This is a genomic window from Streptomyces sp. NPDC002004, assembly GCF_053593975.1.
Map to the genome: position 1 here is coordinate 35,834 of NZ_JBSFDP010000004.1, position 17,174 is coordinate 53,007.

Consider the following 17,174-nt stretch of genomic DNA (forward strand, 5'->3'; position numbering starts at 1 on the left):
AGCAGAGTCGGCATCCGAGGCGTACGTCACAGCAATGACGTGGCCGTGTCGGCGTACTCCACACAAGCTGCCCAACCTACGCATCTCGGAGTGTCTCCAAGATGCGGTCCGGGCAGCTGGGCATCGTGTTTCACGTGAAACGTCGCTCACTGCTGCATGGCATCATCAGTCGCGGCCGCGCTGCGGCCGAGCCCCGAGACCGTCGGCCCTTGGGCTCCCTGGGTTCCCCCGGGGAGGGCACGGAGTTGTCCACAGAGGTGGATTTCTCCACAGAACACCGGGCCTCGCTGGTTCACGACCCCAAAGGCATGGGAGGCTCTGTTCATTGCGAGCCTGAAGTCGAGGAGAGTGAATCCTTGCGGTCCGACGCCAACATCGCGGGACCGATGACCGATCCGGTCCCCGGTCCCCGTACCGAGTCGGCGGGGGCGGATGTTTCACGTGAAACACCGCCTCCGATGGACGACACCCCTATCGGTCGTGCTGCCCAACTGGCAGTGGAAGCTCTCGGCCGCGCCGGCGAGGGCCTCCCACGCCCCGAGCAGACCCGCGTCATGGTCGTCGCCAACCAGAAGGGCGGCGTGGGCAAGACCACGACGACGGTGAACCTCGCCGCGTCCTTGGCCTTGCATGGCGCCCGTGTCCTGGTGGTCGACCTCGACCCCCAGGGCAACGCCTCCACTGCGCTGGGAATCGATCACCACGCCGAAGTTCCATCGATCTACGACGTGCTGATCGACAGCAAGCCGCTCTCCGACGTGGTCCAGCCCGTCCCGGATGTCGAGGGTCTCTTCTGCGCCCCCGCCACGATCGATCTCGCCGGTGCGGAGATCGAACTGGTCTCCCTGGTGGCCCGGGAGAGCCGGCTGCAGCGTGCGATCCAGTCGTACGAGCAGCCGCTGGACTACGTCCTGATCGACTGCCCACCGTCGCTCGGCCTTCTGACCGTCAACGCTCTGGTGGCAGGAGCAGAGGTACTGATCCCTATCCAGTGCGAGTACTACGCCCTGGAAGGCCTGGGACAGCTCCTCCGCAATGTCGACCTGGTGCGCGGCCATCTCAACCCGGCCCTCCATGTCTCGACGATCCTGCTCACGATGTACGACGGCAGGACGCGGCTGGCCTCGCAGGTCGCCGACGAGGTGCGCAACCACTTCGGTGAGGAGGTCCTGCGGACGAGCATTCCCCGCTCGGTCCGTATCTCCGAGGCCCCGAGCTACGGGCAGACGGTCCTGACTTACGATCCAGGTTCCAGTGGCGCACTTTCGTACCTGGAGGCGGCGAGGGAGATCGCGCTGCGTGGAGTCGGAGTGCACTACGACGCCCAGGGCCACGTGGGCATTCAGAACGAACAGCAAAGCATGGCGGAGGGGATCCAGTGAGTGAGCGACGAAGGGGGCTGGGAAGGGGGCTTGGCGCCCTGATCCCCGCGGCCCCGACACCGGAGAAGGCGCCACCGGCCGTGGGAGGCGCCTCCACCCCGGGGGGCCCCGCGTCCGTGCTCACCGCCGAGCGAGGAGTGGCCGCTGCCAAGATGGCCACCCTGTCGCAGGGCTCTGTTTCCCGTGAAACAGAGGAGCCTGGGACCGGTCTCGTCGACGGGCTGGACCGGCCCGCCGGTGCTCACTTCGCCGAGGTGCCGCTGGACTCCATCTCCCCCAACCCGCGCCAGCCGCGTGAGGTGTTCGACGAGGACGCCCTCGCCGAACTCGTGACCTCCATCCAGGAGGTGGGACTTCTCCAGCCGGTCGTCGTACGACAGGTGGAGTCGGGCCGCTACGAGCTCATCATGGGCGAGCGGCGCTGGCGGGCCTGCCGTGAGGCGGGACTCGAGCGGATTCCGGCGATCGTGCGGGCCACGGAGGACGAGAAGCTTCTCCTGGACGCCCTGCTGGAGAACCTGCACCGTGCCCAGCTCAACCCGCTGGAAGAGGCCGCCGCCTACGACCAGTTGCTGAGGGACTTCAACTGCACGCACGACCAGCTGGCTGACCGCATCGGGCGGTCCCGCCCGCAGGTCTCCAACACGCTGCGCCTGCTGAAGCTCTCCCCTGCTGTGCAGCGGCGTGTCGCTGCCGGAGTGCTCTCCGCCGGCCATGCGAGGGCCCTGCTCTCCGTCGAGGACTCGGAGGAGCAGGACCGGCTGGCCCACCGGATCGTCGCCGAGGGTCTCTCCGTGCGTGCGGTGGAGGAGATCGTCACCCTCATGGGGTCCCGGCCTCAGAGCACGCCGAGGCCCAAGGGTCCTCGTGCCGGAGGGCGGCTGTCGCCCGCACTGTCGGAGCTCGCCACGCGCCTCTCGGATCGCTTCGAGACCCGTGTGAAGGTCGACCTCGGCCAGAAGAAGGGCAAGATCGTCGTCGAGTTCGCCTCCATGGAGGACCTGGACCGGATCCTCGGCACGCTTGCGCCGGGTGAGGGCCGCGTTCTCCAGCAGGATGCCTCGGAGTCCGCGGAGGACGACGCCGAATCCTGAGTCCTCATGGGGGTGCGTCGGCAGCGTGCACGGCGTCCCCCCGGGCCACTCTCCTAGGGCTGCGGGATGCTTTTCCCCTCCGGCTCATCGCACAAGAGCGAGCCTTGTCCGGTCTGTGCCGGAACACGGCTCGCTCTTTGCTTTCTTACAGTTTCGATGGAATCGCAGGCTGGTTACGATGCGAGCGGGTATGGCGCATCCACCTGAAGGCACCTCATAGGGGAGGCGGGGGTCATGCGAATGGTGAGCCGCACCGGACTGATGGCAGCCGGCCTGGGGCTGGGGGCCGTTGGAGGGTTCGTCGGAAGCCTGCTCCGGGAACGGAGTGCTCTGACAGCCGCGTATGAAGCGGCGGACGGAGGAAGTGAGGAACTGCCGTCATGGGGCGTCGTCTCGTACCGCTCACGCTGGACAACCTTCCGGATCTCCCCAAGCGCTGTCGCACATGCGTCTTCTGGGAGCTGGATCCGGTCAGCGGCCAGGCCGCGGTAAAGGCGGGAACTCCCGAACTGGAGAAGGAGGCCTGGATCTCCGCGGTCCTCCTGGAGTGGGGCTCGTGCGGCCGGGTCGTCTATGTCGACGACGTCCCCGTGGGCTTTGTGCTCTACGCGCCGCCCGCCTATGTGCCACGCTCCACCGCGTTCCCCACAAGCCCTGTGTCGCCCGATGCCGTGCAGCTGATGACGGCGTGGATCTCGCCCGGATATCAGGGGCAGGGACTCGGCCGTGTCATGGTGCAGACGGTCGCGAAGGATCTGCTGCGGCGCGGCTTCAAAGCCATCGAAGCCTTCGGGCATGCCCAGTGGAAGGAACCGGCATGTGTACTGCCGGCCGACCATCTGCTGGCGGTCGGCTTCAAGACGGTGCGCCCGCACCCGACGTATCCGAGGCTCCGGCTGGAGCTGCGGACGACGCTCTCCTGGAAAGAGGACGTGGAGCTGGCTCTGGACCGGCTGCTCGGTGCGGTCCAGAAGGAGCCCGCGCTTCGGCCGCTCTGACACCGTTCGGCGTGGGACCGCTGATATGCGAATGGGCCAACCCGTGAGGGTTGGCCCATTCGTGTTTCACGTGAAACAACGCCGCGAGTTACTCGGCGATGAACTCCTCCAGGTCGCGCACGATTGCGGCCTTCGGCTTGGCGCCGACGATGGTCTTCGCGACCTCACCGCCCTGGTAGACGTTCAGGGTCGGGATCGACATGACGCCGTACTTGGCCGCGGTGGCCGGGTTCTCGTCGATGTTCAGCTTGACGATTTCGATCTTGTCGCCGTGCTCGGCAGCGATCGCCTCCAGGGAGGGCGCGATCTGACGGCAGGGACCGCACCAGGCGGCCCAGAAGTCCACCAGGACGGGCTTGTCGCTCTTGAGGACGTCCTCGTCGAAGGAAGCGTCGGTCACGTTCTTCAGGGTGCCGGCCACGGCGGGGCTCCTTATCTAGGTGATGCGTGAGGCGGGTGGGGGTCAGACAGCAGCGGCTACGGCGTTCTCGCCGTCCGCGAGAGCGGCGAGGAAGCGCTCGGCGTCGAGTGCGGCGGAGCAGCCGGTGCCGGCCGCGGTGATTGCCTGGCGGTACGTGTGGTCCACGACATCGCCGGCGCCGAACACCCCGGTGAGGTTCGTCCGGGTCGAGGGCGCATCGACCTTGAGGTAGCCCTCGTCATCCAGGTCGAGCGTGCCCTTGAAGAGCTCCGTGCGCGGGTCGTGGCCGATCGCGATGAACAGGCCGGTCACCGGCAGCTCGGACGTAGTGCCCGTCTTGACGTTGCGCAGCGTCAGACTGGAGAGCTTCTGGTCACCGTGGATCTCGGCGACCTCGCTGTCCCAGACGAACTTGATCTTCGGGTCCGCGAAGGCGCGGTCCTGCATCGCCTTGGAGGCGCGCAGGCTGTCCCGGCGGTGCACGACCGTCACGGACTTGGCGAAGCGCGAGAGGAAGGTGGCCTCCTCCATCGCGGTGTCGCCGCCGCCGATCACGGCGATGTCCTGGTCCTTGAAGAAGAAGCCGTCACACGTGGCGCACCACGAGACGCCACGGCCGGAGAGCGCGTCCTCGTTCGGCAGGCCGAGCTTGCGGTGCTGCGAGCCGGTAGCAACGATGATGGCCTTGGCCTGGTGGACGGTTCCGGCGGTGTCCGTGACGGTCTTGATGTCTCCGGAGAGGTCGACGGCGACGACGTCGTCCGGCACCAGTTCGGCACCGAAGCGCTCGGCCTGGGCGCGCATGTTGTCCATGAGTTCGGGGCCGATGATGCCGTCCCGGAAGCCGGGGAAGTTCTCGACCTCGGTGGTGTTCATCAGCGCACCGCCCGCGGTGACGGCGCCCTCGAAGACCAGCGGCTTCAGCGACGCGCGCGCGGTGTACAGCGCCGCCGTGTAGCCGGCGGGCCCGGAGCCGATGATGATCACGTTACGGACGTCGCTCACGGCTTGATTCCTCGTCTCTGGGGACTGCTGCGTACTGCTGGTGCGAGTCCGTGTCAGGACCCTCACCCCACCCAACGGATCCTAAGGGGCGCGCATTCCCGACGTGACCGTGCCTCCGGACCGTGTGTCAGTGCGGTGGGTGGGGTTACGCCGACCAGGTGAAGTCGTGCTGGAATCCACTGTCGGGAATCGGGCGCCGCCGTCGGGTCCTGTGCTTCTGACGGGGCCGTGAGACGGGATCTACTGGCGCTTGTAGGACTGCTTGAGGAGCACCTTCCCCGGAGGCGACGACGGCTTCCCGGCGCAGGAGGCGTCCACGACGTAGGCCGAGACCCGTGTGACGTCGCTCGTGTGCGGAAGCACCACCAGGTAGGCCCGTGTGCCGTTGTAGGTGCCCTGCTCGGCAGCGAGCGGCGCTTCGGTGCGGCCGATACCGCGTTGCACACAGTCCGGGACCGATGTGGCCGTCCCGGTTTCCCGGAGCGGCATGTTCCTGGGGGTCCGGGGGCTGGAGCGAAGGTCGAAGGACGGCTGGCCGGAGTTGGACTCGGCCGAGGCCGATCCCTTGCCGAGGAGATCGGCCACCTGCCCCTGGAGCTTCCCCTCGGAGAAGGCGAGCGCGCTCTCGGACACCTGGTGCGTCGGCTTGTGGGCGCCGTTCGATCCGTTGCCTCCGAGGGACTGGACGAGCAGCGTGCCCAGACCGAGCGCTGCGGCCGTGAAGACCGCGCCGAGGGTGACGGTACGGCGGCGTCCTCTGCGGCTGTTGCGCGTGCGGCCCGGGCCGGTGGCGCCGCGGGGCCGGCCGACGGGTCGGCTCGACGGTCCGCCGGGCGCGGGCGTCGTGGCCGGAGCAGCTGTGGGGGCGGGGGAGTTTGTGTCCGCAGGAGTGCCGGAGATCGATGTTTCACGTGAAACATGGGCCGCGGTTGCTCCGGAATCCGGCTCGGCCATGGGCGCCGAAGCCGTCAGCAGCGCCTCGGCGGCGAGCGCCGCATCGATCCGCTCCGCCACATCGGCCGGCATACGCGTGGGCCCGGGAAGCGTGCCCAGAAGCCCGCGGATCTCCTCCAGCGACGCCAGGACATCGCCGCACAGGTCGCAGCCGTCCAGATGGTGCCGTACTTCGGAGGCGCGGGCAGGGGCGAGGAGGCCTTCGGAGAGGTCGGAGATCTCCTCGACCTCCGGGTGCCCGGCCGTGTCGGTCGTGGATGTCACGCTCGCCCACCTCCGCCCTTCACGGCAGCTGAATCACTTGGACCGGTGTCCCCGGGACGCTCCGTGCCCGTCCCCTGAGGACCTACTGCGGGTGGGACGGATGACCCCTGAGTCTGGTTCCTGTTTTCGCCGGGCTTCAACCTTTCGCGTCCGCCGCTGTCCCCCCGACCCGGGCGTAGATGGGTGAGCAGCGGCAGCAGTCTGGCTCGTCCGCGGGCACAGCGGCTCTTCACCGTTCCGGTGGGGACGTCGAGCATCCGGGCGGCTTCGGCGACCGGATAGCCGTGCATGTCCACCAGGACCAGGGCGGCCCGCTGGTCGGGCGGCAGGGCGCCGAGTGCCTCGGCCACCTCGCGGTGGAGATCATTGCGCTCGGCGGGAGCAGAAGCGGATTCCTCCGGCTCCAGGAGCTGCTCCAGGCGCTCGGTGTCGTCGACGGGGGAGGTCTTGCGGGATGCCGCTTTGCGGGCCCGGTCGAGGCAGGCGTTCACCGTGATCCGGTGCAGCCAGGTCGTGACGGCGGACTGCCCGCGGAAGGTGTGCGCGGCCCGGAAGGCCGAGACGAAGGCGTCCTGCACCGCGTCTGCGGCTTCCTCCCGGTCGCCGAGCGTCCGCAGTGCCACCGCCCACAGCCGATCCCGATGCCGGCGCACAAGCTCGCCGAAGGCATCGGGATCGCCCGCGACGTGGCGGGCGAGGAGGTCGCGATCGCTCGCGTCACGGGACGCGACGCCATCCGTCATCAAACCTCCCCCAAAGTGGTGATAACTACCCTAGAACCTTGATCTCGGAAATCCCGCCACGGTACTGGTCTCCGCCCTCGGGAGGCAGCGAGGTGATGTGGACCAGCACGTACCTGGTCTTCACCGCCTTGTCGAGCGTGGCACTAACGCTCGAACCGGCCTTACCCAGTTTCGTGAGCCGAGTCGGGAAGTCCGCCAGCCCGGACGGCGACGAGGCCCCGGCGTCGGCTGCCAGTACCTCCACCGTCTGACCGGGGCGATAGAGCGCGATGTCCAGGCCCGAGACGGCCTTCACACTGCCGAGGTCGACGATGATCCCGCTGCCCTGCTTACGGCTGGGCAGATTCCCGAAGTTCGGGTAGCCGGTGTAGTGCGGCGTTACCCAAGCAGTCCCGGGGTCGTTGTCTATGGCCAGCGGTACCTGACTTTCCTGGATGCCGGAGCCGCTGGGCGTGAACTCGACGGCGTTCTCGATCTTGAGTGGCTTGCCCGGATTCTTCTTTGCGGGATTCTTGCCGTTGCCGTCGGAGCTCTGTGCCGGGGTCGGCTTCTGCTGCTTGCTGCGGTCCATGAGCGCCTCCGCCAGCTGCCAGCTGCCGAGACCCAGGGCGGCGATGAGAAGCGCCGAGACGGCCCATTTGAGGGCCTTGCCGGTGCGGCTCTGCAGCGGAGGGGGCGGAGAGGCCACGACGGGCTGCGTGGCGCTCGCAGGGGCCGCGCTGGGGCGGCCGTAGGAGCCCTGCTGGTACGTCGTGCGCTGGTACTCCGGCGGCGCAGTGAACGCGGGCTCCGGCGGCCGGATACGCGGCAGCTCGCCGATCGCCTTCACCAGGTCCTCGGGCGTGGTGCACGGGAGCTCCTGGCGCGAGGCGGTGGCCCCGTCGTTGACGAGCGCCCGCATCGCCAGCTCCGACAGGCCACGGTGGATGCCTGCCCGCACCTGGTCCGGCGCGATGAGGCCGACGCCCTTGGGCAGCCCGGAGAGCCCGTGCGCGTCGCTCTCGTACGGCCAGCGCTGCGTCAGGGCCGCGTACAGCAGTGCCCCGATCGCCTCGGTGTCGGTGCGCTGCGGGGTGTCCGAGCTGATGCCGCGCAGAGCGGCGTTCACCGCGAGGCCGCGGACCCGCCACTGGCCGGACGAGGTGCGCAGGACGGCGCCAGGCGTCAGCCGCAGATGGGCCAGGCCCTCGCGGTGCGCGGCGGCCATGGCCTGGGCGACCTGACTGACCATCTGATAGGCCTCGTACGCCTCGAGCGGACCCGAGGCGAGCAACGTTGTCAGCTCCGTGGCGTCCGGCAGCCACTCGTGCACCACGTAGACGAGGTCGTTCTCCTCGACCGCGTCCAGTACCTGCACGAAACGGGGGTCGCCGAGCAGCGCCGAGGACCGGGCGGCGGCCAGCACCGAACGTCCCCGCGGGTGATCGGCGGGCAGCAGATGCACACCGACCGCGCGGCGGAGTTTCTCGTCCACCGCACGCCAACTGCTGAAGCCGTCCAGACGGGTGACGCACTCCTCGAGTCGGTAGCGTCTGGCGAGCTTGTGCCCGCTGTGCAACTCGGGCGGCGACGGCTCGGCGGCGCCGCTCACGTCGCCGGTCCTGTCCGCGTCCTCGCTCGCCTCGTCCCGATTCCGGGTCTGGGCCGCCCCGTCGGCCGTGGCTTCCTCCGCCTTCGCGGACAGCGGCTCGTCACCACTGTTGTCTGCCACGTCGACGGCAGCCGTGCTCCGTTCCGCCACCGTCGTTCCTGCCTCCCCATCCGTTGCGTTCCCTGCGACGCCAAAGCCAATTGTGCCCACAGTCCGGCGCTATGCACGACACACGGCGGCGGACGATGGTTGTGCGGATGCCCCCGACTCAGCGACCCAGTCGTCCGCGCACCATACCGACCAGTGAGTTGAGCTCTTCGATCCGCATACGCCGTGCGGCGACGAAGAAGATGCCCAGCAGGGCCGCACCGCCGCCGAGGAGGGCCAGCAGCGAGCCCCCGGCGCCCTGTCCCAGGGTCCGGCCGACCCCGTAGCAGGCCGCGCCGCTGAGCAGGGCCGCAGGCACCGACGCGATGCCGAGTCTGGCGTACGTCCGCACCACCCGCGCACCGTCCAGGTCGCCTCCCAGCCGCTTGCGCAGCCGGTTCCAGGCGACACCGACACCGATCGCGTAGGCGAGGCCGTACGAGGCGGCCATGCCGACCACGGCCCAGCGGGCCGGGAGGACGAAGTAGCAGAGCGCAGAGGCGCCGGCGTTGACGGCGGCGACAATAACCGTGTTGTAGAAGGGGGTTCGGGTGTCCTCGTACGCGTAGAAGGCGCGCAGCACGACGTACTGCACGGAGTACGGAATCAGGCCGAGACCGAAGGCCATGAGCATGTAGCCCATGTTGGTGGCCTCGTCGGTGCCGGAGGAGCCGAAGATCAGCGTGCACATCGGGATGCCGAGCGCGACGAAGCCGAACGCGACGGGCACGATCGCGACGGCCGTGGTGCGCAGCCCCTGGGAGATGTCGTCCCGGACGGCCCCGGCGTCGCCCTCGGCGGCCGAGCGGGAGATCCGCGGCAGCAGGGCCGCCATCAGCGAGACGGTGATGATGGCCTGCGGCAGGCCCCAGATGAGCTGGGCGTTGGCGTAGGCGGCGAAGCCGGTGCCGTCGACGGAGGAGTGCTTGCCCGCGGCGGTGGAGAGCTGGGAGACGACGATCGCGCCGGCCTGGTTGGCGAGGACGAAGAGCACGGTCCACTTGGCGAGCATGGCCGCCTTGCCCAGGCCGTGGCCCTTCCAGTCGAAGCGCAGGCGCAGCCGGAACCCGGTCTCCCGCAGGTACGGGATCATCGCGAGCGCCTGCACGACCAGGCCCAGCAGTACGCCGATGCCGAGCAGCCGCTGGCCCTCCGGCGGGATGGTCGTGACCTTCATGCCGGAGTTGGCCGCGGTGCCGTACACCCAGATGAACATGCCGAGGGTCACGATGATCACGACGTTGTTGAGGACCGGCGTCCACATCATCGCGCCGAACTTCCCGCGCGCGTTCAGGACCTGGCCCATCACCACGTGGACGCCCATGAAGAAGATCGAGGGCAGGAAGTAACGGACGAAGGTGACACCGACCTGATTGGCCGCAGGGTCGCTGGCCACTGGGTTCGACAGCAGCCTGATCAGCAGCGGAGCCGCGACGATACCGAGTGCGGTCAGCGCGCCGAGCGCCACCATCACGACCGTCAGCAGCCGGTTGGCGTACGCCTCGCCGCCGTCGTCGTCCTCCTTCATCGCACGCACGAGCTGCGGCACGAAGACGGAGTTCAGGCCGCCGCCGACGGTGAGGATGTAGATCATCGTCGGCAGCTGGTACGCGACCTGGAAGGTGTCACCGAGCAGGCCGACACCCAGGGCCGAGACGATCAGCGCGGAGCGGATGAAGCCGGTGAGGCGGGACACGAGCGTTCCCGCCGCCATGACCGCGCTGGACTTCAGAAGGCCCGACGCCTTGCCCTTGCGGGGCGTGGGGGGCGCCGTCGGCGGGGTCAGGGGCGCCGGGGACGGCGCGGGGACCGCTGCGGCCTCGGTGAGCGGGCGGCTCGGACCGCCCTGCTGGTCCCGCAGCAGATGCGCGAAGGCGTCCGGCTCGTGGCGCTCCTCGGCCGAGTGCGAGACGAGGTCGTCGACGCCCACGAACTGCGTCGTACGGGCGTCCTCGCCGAACGGCAGATGCCGCATCGGCCCGGACGGCTCCGGCGGCGGCGTCTGCGCCCACACACGGGGGTCCGGGGTGTACTGGCCGCTCTGCGGCTGCGCGTAGAGCTGCTGAGGGTCGTGGTAGGCGCCGGGCGGCGGCGGAGGGTGCGCGGCGCGGTCGTAGAGCGCCTCGGTCACGGGGTCCTGGGCCGCGAGGTCCTGCCCGCGATAGGGGTCCTGGTCGTAGGCGTCCTGGAGGTACACGTCCGCAGCGGGCTGCGGTGGCACCTGGCCGGGCTCGGGCGTGCCGGGGTGCGGGCCGTCGGGCGAGGCGGAGCCGCCCGCGCCCTCGCGGTCACCGTTGTACGGCGCGTTCATCGTTACCCCACCTCATCGTCCCCGGGCCCACGGGCCACGACATCGCTCAACGGTCCACTCTCTCATTCGGGCCGGACGCGTCGGCGCTTTCCGATGCGGTGTCCGGTGTCGGGTCACTCGGCTGCTCCGGGTCGCCTGCCCCGGACCGGTCACCCGACTCCCCTTCGGGGTCGCTCTCCCCCTCAGGGGCGTTTCCGGCATCCTCCGCCTCCCGGCGGGCAGCAGCACGCTTGCGCTGCGTGTACATCCTGAAACCGGCGAGGACGAGCAGCAGCACGCCGCCGGCGATGACCAGCATCACCGTCGGGGTGATCTCGGTGACGTTCACCTTGAACTGGACCGGCTTGCCGTAGGCGATGCCGTCCTCGGTGTACAGCTGCGCGATCACATCGACCGGGCCGTTGGCGTTGGCCGATGTGGTGAACTTCAGTGACTGGGCGCGACCGCCCGCGATCTTCACGGACTGCTCGGAGTATGGGCCGTCGACGATCTTGAGACGTGTCGGCTTCGTCGAGGTCAGCCGCAGGACGAGGTGGTCGACCCCTTGGAACAGGTTGTTCTGGACCGTTACGGGGATGGTGGCACTGCGCCCGGAGAGCTTGGTCTCCGACTTCTGGATCAGCTGAACGCTCTGCGTGAGGACCGAGAGGTAGCGCTGGACCGACTGGCGGAAGTCGCTCGACTCGGTGGGCCGACCGCGCCAGGAGGTGGACATCTCGCGGTCGATGGCCCGGCCGAAGGGGGTCACCACCCGGTCAGGGCTGGTGAGGATGACCTTGAAGCTCTCCAGCTTGGCCTGGGTCTTCTTGACGTCCTCGAACGCCGAGGTGGGCAGCTCCTGCTTGCGCAGTGCCGACGGGTAGACCGAGGTCGACGGAACCTGGGTGGTGGCGCCCGGGTCCGGCTTCTCCTTCGCGGCTGCCGTCAGGTCCTCGGGCTGGGACCAGCGGCCGTCACCGAGCCCCTGCAGGGCCTTCGCCATGGACTGGGCCTGGCTCGCGGACGGCATGCGCTGGGGGGCGACGACGAGGGAGCGCTGCTTCTCCGGGGCCTGGAGGGTCACCATCAGGCTCTGGGCGAGGAACCGCTGCACGGCGAGCGTGGAGTCCTCGGCCTGCGTCATGTCGCCCTCGAAGGCGGTCGACAGCCGTGCGTCGGACACCACCGCGGTCGTGCCGCCGCCGATGGGCCGTGCCGCGTTCGGCGTGTAGGACAGCCTCCGGTAGTCCCGCATGCTGTCGCTGCGGGCGATCACCGTGTCGGCACCGGCCGAGGTGGCGACGTCGACGACCGACGGGTCGATCGCGCCGTCCGCCGGCCAGGCGAAGTCCGTGGCCGGCTTCATATGGAGCACGGTCTCCACCGTGATCGACGCCACATCGGTGGCGCCCTTGAGGTAGCTGAGCGAGCCGGAGACGTTCTTGCCGTTGTGGGCGAGGGAGGCCAGGTCGGGGTCGGCGAAGGGCAGGGCGACGACCTTCTTGTCCTTGACGGTCGTCTCGAGCTTGTTGAGCCACTGCTTGGCGACGGCCTGGTTCTTGCCCGGCGTCGTGGTGCCGTGCGGGCCCTTGAGGCGGTACGGCCTGGTCATCGCGTCGACCGAGGCCAGCAGGTCCGGATCGACCACCCAGGTGACATCCAGGGTGGAGCCCAGAGACAGCATCTGGTCCAGGCGGCCGCCGGGCGAGATCTCCTTGGCCAGCGAGTCGTCGGCGAAGACGCGGGTCTGCTGCTCGTCGGAGCCCGTCTCGGCCGTCAGATGCGTGGTCGAGATCAGCGGCCAGAGATAGGTGAGCTTGGTCTTGGTGTCGGCGGCCTCGGGCTGCCAGGGCAGGAAGGTCCGCTCGATGCCCATGACGTGCGCATACGGCTGTGCGGCGGTCTGCCCGGTCAGGGCGACTCCGAGCTCGTAGACGCCGTCCTCGCCGAGGTTGAGGTCCTTCACCGGTACGGAGAGGCTGAAGGTCTCCGGGACGCCCGGGGCGAGCCGGGAGAACTTCGCACGGTACTTGTCGGCGATCTCCGTGCCGTCGGCGCCCGGGACGTATCGGCTGCGCTTGGCGATGGCGTCGAGCTGGCTGCGCCCGCTGAGCGCCGATCCCACCCGCAGGCCCACCTCGGCGCCCGTGACCGGCTGCCTGCCGTTGTTCGTGACCGTTCCGGAGATCTTGAGGGTGTCCCCCTCGACCGGCGCGGTGGGCGTGAGCGAGTTCACGGAGACATCGACGGGGCTCGACCCGCTGGTGTCGCTCCTGACGGCCTCCGTGGCGCCGTACGCGGACGTGATGGCGGGAAGCTGGAGCAGACCCGCCAGCAGCGGCGCAGCGGCGAGCAGAGCCCCGGCCCGCCGGAGCCACCGGCGGGCAGGAGAGGGATTGGTCCCCTGGAAGTCTGCCGCCTCGGCCACGCGCTCGCCCGTCCCTCGTCGTCGTCAGTGGTCGTCGGAATGTGCGTCCACGCATGGTAACGATGCTCGGAGCTGTGAAGTGCCACGGAGTGACCGAGGCGACCTTCGGGCCGGCCGGCCGTCCGGGCACCGCCGCACGGGGAGACCCAGGGCATCCCTGAGCTTGTCCCCGTATGAAAGGAGATGCCTCTGAGAGGGACGTCCGAGGCCTTACGGGGGGTTCCCGGCCTTAATGCAGGCACCTCCGGCTGTCCGCGCCACGTACTCTTTTCTGTTGTGCCGAACGCCAATGAAGACAATCCCAGTGCCCTGAGTCACGTGCAGCGCCGAGCGGTGAGCGAACTGCTGCGGGTGTCCCCTGTCGCGGACGATCTCGCGCGCCGGTTCCGGGAAGCCGGGTTCTCGCTCGCCCTGGTCGGCGGCTCCGTCCGTGATGCGCTGCTCGGGCGGCTCGGCAATGACCTGGACTTCACGACCGACGCCCGCCCCGAGGACGTACTCAAGATCGTCCGCCCGTGGGCGGACGCGGTCTGGGAGGTCGGGATCGCGTTCGGCACCGTCGGCTGCCAGAAGACGGGACGCGTCGGCGACACCGAGCAGCGTTTCGACATCGAGATCACGACGTATCGCTCCGAGGCCTACGACCGGACCTCGCGCAAGCCCGAGGTGTCGTACGGCGACACTATCGAGCAGGATCTTGTGCGCCGGGACTTCACGGTCAACGCGATGGCCGTGGCACTGCCCGAGAAGGAGTTCGTCGACCCGTACGGCGGACTCGAGGACCTGGCCGCACGGGTTCTGCGCACCCCCGGTACCCCGGAGGAGTCCTTCTCCGACGACCCGCTGCGCATGATGCGGGCCGCGCGGTTCGCCGCCCAGCTGGACTTCGAGGTGGCCTCGGATGTGCTGGAGGCCATGAAGGGCATGGCCGAGCGCATCGAGATCGTCTCGGCCGAGCGTGTGCGGGATGAGCTGAACAAGCTCATCCTCTCCACTCACCCTCGCAAGGGCCTCGCGCTGCTCGTCGACACGGGCCTCGCCGACCGGGTGCTGCCGGAGCTGCCTGCGCTGCGGCTGGAGCGTGACGAACACCATCGGCACAAGGATGTCTACCACCACACGCTGATCGTGCTGGAGCAGGCGATGGCGCTGGAGACCGAGGGGCCGGACCTGGTGCTCAGGCTTGCGGCGCTGCTGCACGACATCGGAAAGCCGCGGACGCGGCGGTTCGAGTCGGACGGGCGTGTCTCCTTCCATCATCACGAGGTGGTGGGCGCCAAGATGTCCAAGAAGCGTCTGACCGCGCTCAAGTACTCCAATGACCTTGTGAAGGACGTCTCGAAGCTCGTCGAGCTCCACCTGCGCTTTCACGGCTACGGCACGGGCGAGTGGACCGACTCCGCCGTCCGCCGGTATGTGCGTGACGCCGGCCCGCTGCTGGAGCGTCTGCACAAGCTGACCCGCTCGGACTGCACGACGCGGAACAAGCGCAAGGCGGCGGCGCTCTCCCGGGCGTACGACGGCCTGGAGGAGCGCATCGCACGGCTCCAGGAGCAGGAGGAGCTGGACGCGATCCGCCCGGACCTCGACGGCAACCAGATCATGCAGATCCTGGGCGTCGGCCCCGGACCGGTCATCGGTCAGGCGTACAAGTTCCTGCTGGAGCTGAGGCTGGAGCACGGCCCGATGGGCGAGGAGGCCGCTACGACGGCGCTCAAGGAGTGGTGGACGGCCCAGCAGGCGCAGGGCTGACGCATACGGAGTGGGGGTCGTGTTTCACGTGAAACACGACCCCCACGCGAAGGGCGAGGGGCGATGTTTCACGTGAAACATCGCCCCTCGCCCTATACCGCCCGGAGCGCTACTTGTTCTCCTTCAGGCAGAGCACCACATCGTGGCCGCCACCGTACTGAACGTAGTAGACCGTCGATTCCTTGACGGCCTTGCACTTGTCCTCGTCGCTGGAGTCGAACTTCTGGACCACCTTGTACTGGGCGTCGCTCGAGGAGCAGTCGACCTCATTGAGGTCGGCCTTGGTGTCCGTGCCGTCGTTGTGCATGCAGGCACCGACGGAGGTGGTCTCGGCGTCGTCCCGGTCCACGAACCAGCGGATGCCGAAGGCGGCACCGAACTTCAGGACGATGACGACGATGGCGACGAGGATGCCGCCTATGATGCGCAGCACCTTCTTGCCGCCGCCCTTGGAGGGCGCGGGCGGCGGGGGAACGGGCGCCCCGCCCATCGGCGGGACGGGGCCGCCCTGGTTGGGGAAGGGTGCGTAGGGCTGCTGCGGAGGAACTCCCGGCTGGCCGGGCTGCTGCCCCATGGGAGCGGAGGCGTACGGGTTCTGGCCCTGGGGCGGCGGCGGAGTGGTCAACTTGGGGGTCCCCCTCGAACGTAAGCGCGCGTGGCGTGAAATAAGACGCACGTAAGTTAGCGGGCCCCACCGACAACTCTGAAGTCGGGAGGGGCTCTGTGGCACTCATGTGACACTTACGGGCCGCCAAACCGGGCCATAGATACAGCAATTGCCGTGTAGACAACGGCGACCGTGAGAACCAACTGAGCCGATTGCCCGTCAGGGGGCAGCATCAGCGCGGCTGCTGCTGCGGCTCCGACGAAGGCGACGTTGAAGAGCACGTCGTAGAGGGAGAAGATCCGGCCGCGGAAACCGTCGTCGACCGAAGACTGCACCACCGTGTCCGTGGCGATCTTCGCGCCCTGGGTGATCAGGCCCAGCACGAAGGCCGCCATCATAACGGGCACCTGCGCGAAGCTCAGGGCGAGTGCCGGTTCCAGGACTGCGGCGGCAGCGGCGCAGACGACGATCCAGCCCCGCGGTCCCCACTGACCGACCGCCCACGGGGTCACCACGGCCGCCGCGAAGAAGCCCGCCCCCGAAAGAGCCACGGCGAGTCCCAGCAGCGCCAGCCCCCTGTCGGCCCCGGCCTGTCCTGCGGACGGCGACGACCATGCGTAGCGGCACAGCATCAGCACCATGACGGTCAGTGCTCCGTAGCAGAAGCGCATCAGCGTCATCGCCCCGAGGGCCCAGGCCGCGGGCCTGCGTGCCGGCTCCACGAGGTGCCGTACCCCCGCGGCGAGTCCGCGTGCGGTCCCCGCGAGCTGGGAGGCCAACGGAGTGTGCGTCAGGGCGGTGTCGGGCCCGAGGAGTTCGCGCGGGATGCGCACGGCGGCGAGTCCCGCGCAGAGGTAGAGCACCGCGCCGCACAGGACGACGGCGGCATCGGAGTCCGGGCCCAGGAGGCGCACGGCGAAGGCGAGCGCGCCGCCCGCGGTCGCGGCGAGCGTTCCGGCCGTGGGCGATACGGAGTTCGCCATCACCAGACGCTCGGTGTCCACGACCCTGGGCAGGGCGGCCGAGAGTCCGGCCAGGACGAAGCGGTTGACGGCCGTGACACACAGCGCGGAGACGTAGAAGAGCCAGTCCGGGACGTGGTTGAGGATCAGCAGGGCCGTCACGGCGGCGAGGAGCGCACGCAGCGCATTGCCGTAGAGGAAGACCTGACGGCGCTGCCATCGGTCGAGGAGCACACCGGCGAAAGGACCGATGAGGGAGTACGGAAGGAGCAGCACGGCCATCGCGGAGGCGATCGCCGCGGCGGAGGCCTGTTTCTCCGGGGAGAAGACGACATACGTCGCGAGCGCGACCTGGTAGACGCCGTCGGCGCACTGGGAGAGCAGTCGTACGGCGAGCAGGCGCCGGAAGCCCTGGAAGCGCAGGAGTACGCGCAGGTCACGTACGACAGGCATGACCCCAGCCTCACATACGAGGAGGGTCCCCGGGCGGAAATGCCCGGGGACCCTCGACCGCTCTCACGGAGGCGGACTGTGCA

At 69.0% G+C, this 17,174-nt stretch carries 13 protein-coding genes; 4 read left to right on the forward strand and 9 right to left on the reverse strand.

What is annotated here, in order from left to right; genetic code table 11:
- Positions 1-308: 308 nt before the first annotated feature.
- The 3 genes from ACWCP6_RS08525 (at position 309) to ACWCP6_RS08535 (ending at position 3,474) form a co-directional block, all read left to right on the forward strand.
- Positions 309-1,382, forward strand: a complete 1,074-nt coding sequence (locus ACWCP6_RS08525) for a ParA family protein (RefSeq protein ID WP_450931931.1) — start codon at positions 309-311, stop codon at positions 1,380-1,382.
- Positions 1,379-2,476 (forward strand): ParB/RepB/Spo0J family partition protein, encoded by a 1,098-nt coding sequence (locus ACWCP6_RS08530; protein WP_450931622.1) that lies wholly within the window; start codon positions 1,379-1,381, stop codon positions 2,474-2,476. The genes ACWCP6_RS08525 and ACWCP6_RS08530 overlap by 4 nt, the downstream gene beginning before the upstream one ends.
- 380 nt (positions 2,477-2,856) lie before the next feature.
- Positions 2,857-3,474: a GNAT family N-acetyltransferase gene (locus ACWCP6_RS08535; RefSeq protein WP_450931623.1), complete on the forward strand. Its 618-nt coding sequence runs from the start codon at positions 2,857-2,859 to the stop codon at positions 3,472-3,474.
- Between the two features lie 88 nt (positions 3,475-3,562).
- On the opposite strand, the gene trxA is transcribed toward ACWCP6_RS08535, so the two are convergent.
- The 7 genes from trxA to ACWCP6_RS08570 all read right to left on the reverse strand — a co-directional run bounded on the left by trxA (position 3,563) and on the right by ACWCP6_RS08570 (position 13,317).
- Positions 3,563-3,895, reverse strand: a complete 333-nt coding sequence (gene trxA, locus ACWCP6_RS08540; RefSeq protein WP_450931624.1) for a thioredoxin — start codon at positions 3,893-3,895, stop codon at positions 3,563-3,565.
- Between the two features lie 42 nt (positions 3,896-3,937).
- Complete coding sequence (trxB, locus tag ACWCP6_RS08545) at positions 3,938-4,900, reverse strand: thioredoxin-disulfide reductase (RefSeq protein ID WP_450931625.1); 963 nt, start codon at positions 4,898-4,900, stop codon at positions 3,938-3,940.
- A gap of 240 nt (positions 4,901-5,140) precedes the next feature.
- Entirely contained in the window at positions 5,141-6,118 is a 978-nt protein-coding gene (locus ACWCP6_RS08550; RefSeq protein ID WP_450931626.1) for an anti-sigma factor family protein, read from the reverse strand.
- On the reverse strand, positions 6,115-6,861 hold the full coding sequence (sigM, locus tag ACWCP6_RS08555; RefSeq protein WP_450931627.1) for an RNA polymerase sigma factor SigM: 747 nt from the start codon (positions 6,859-6,861) through the stop codon (positions 6,115-6,117). The genes ACWCP6_RS08550 and sigM overlap by 4 nt, the downstream gene beginning before the upstream one ends.
- A gap of 25 nt (positions 6,862-6,886) precedes the next feature.
- A complete protein-coding gene (locus ACWCP6_RS08560) occupies positions 6,887-8,602 on the reverse strand; it encodes a serine/threonine protein kinase (protein ID WP_450931628.1) in 1,716 nt (571 codons plus the stop codon).
- A gap of 118 nt (positions 8,603-8,720) precedes the next feature.
- Positions 8,721-10,910: a murein biosynthesis integral membrane protein MurJ gene (gene murJ / locus ACWCP6_RS08565; RefSeq protein WP_450931629.1), complete on the reverse strand. Its 2,190-nt coding sequence runs from the start codon at positions 10,908-10,910 to the stop codon at positions 8,721-8,723.
- Positions 10,911-10,956: 46 nt separating this feature from the next.
- Positions 10,957-13,317, reverse strand: a complete 2,361-nt coding sequence (locus tag ACWCP6_RS08570; RefSeq protein WP_450931630.1) for a DUF6049 family protein — start codon at positions 13,315-13,317, stop codon at positions 10,957-10,959.
- Between the two features lie 276 nt (positions 13,318-13,593).
- Between ACWCP6_RS08570 and ACWCP6_RS08575 the strand changes: the two genes are divergently transcribed.
- Complete coding sequence (locus tag ACWCP6_RS08575) at positions 13,594-15,069, forward strand: CCA tRNA nucleotidyltransferase (RefSeq protein ID WP_450931631.1); 1,476 nt, start codon at positions 13,594-13,596, stop codon at positions 15,067-15,069.
- Between the two features lie 109 nt (positions 15,070-15,178).
- Here the strand turns inward: ACWCP6_RS08575 and ACWCP6_RS08580 are convergent, their stop codons facing one another.
- Both ACWCP6_RS08580 and ACWCP6_RS08585 read right to left on the reverse strand, forming a co-directional pair.
- A complete protein-coding gene (locus ACWCP6_RS08580) occupies positions 15,179-15,694 on the reverse strand; it encodes an LppU/SCO3897 family protein (RefSeq protein ID WP_450931632.1) in 516 nt (171 codons plus the stop codon).
- Between the two features lie 116 nt (positions 15,695-15,810).
- Positions 15,811-17,091: an MFS transporter gene (locus ACWCP6_RS08585; protein ID WP_450931633.1), complete on the reverse strand. Its 1,281-nt coding sequence runs from the start codon at positions 17,089-17,091 to the stop codon at positions 15,811-15,813.
- Between the last annotated feature and the right edge of the window lie 83 nt (positions 17,092-17,174).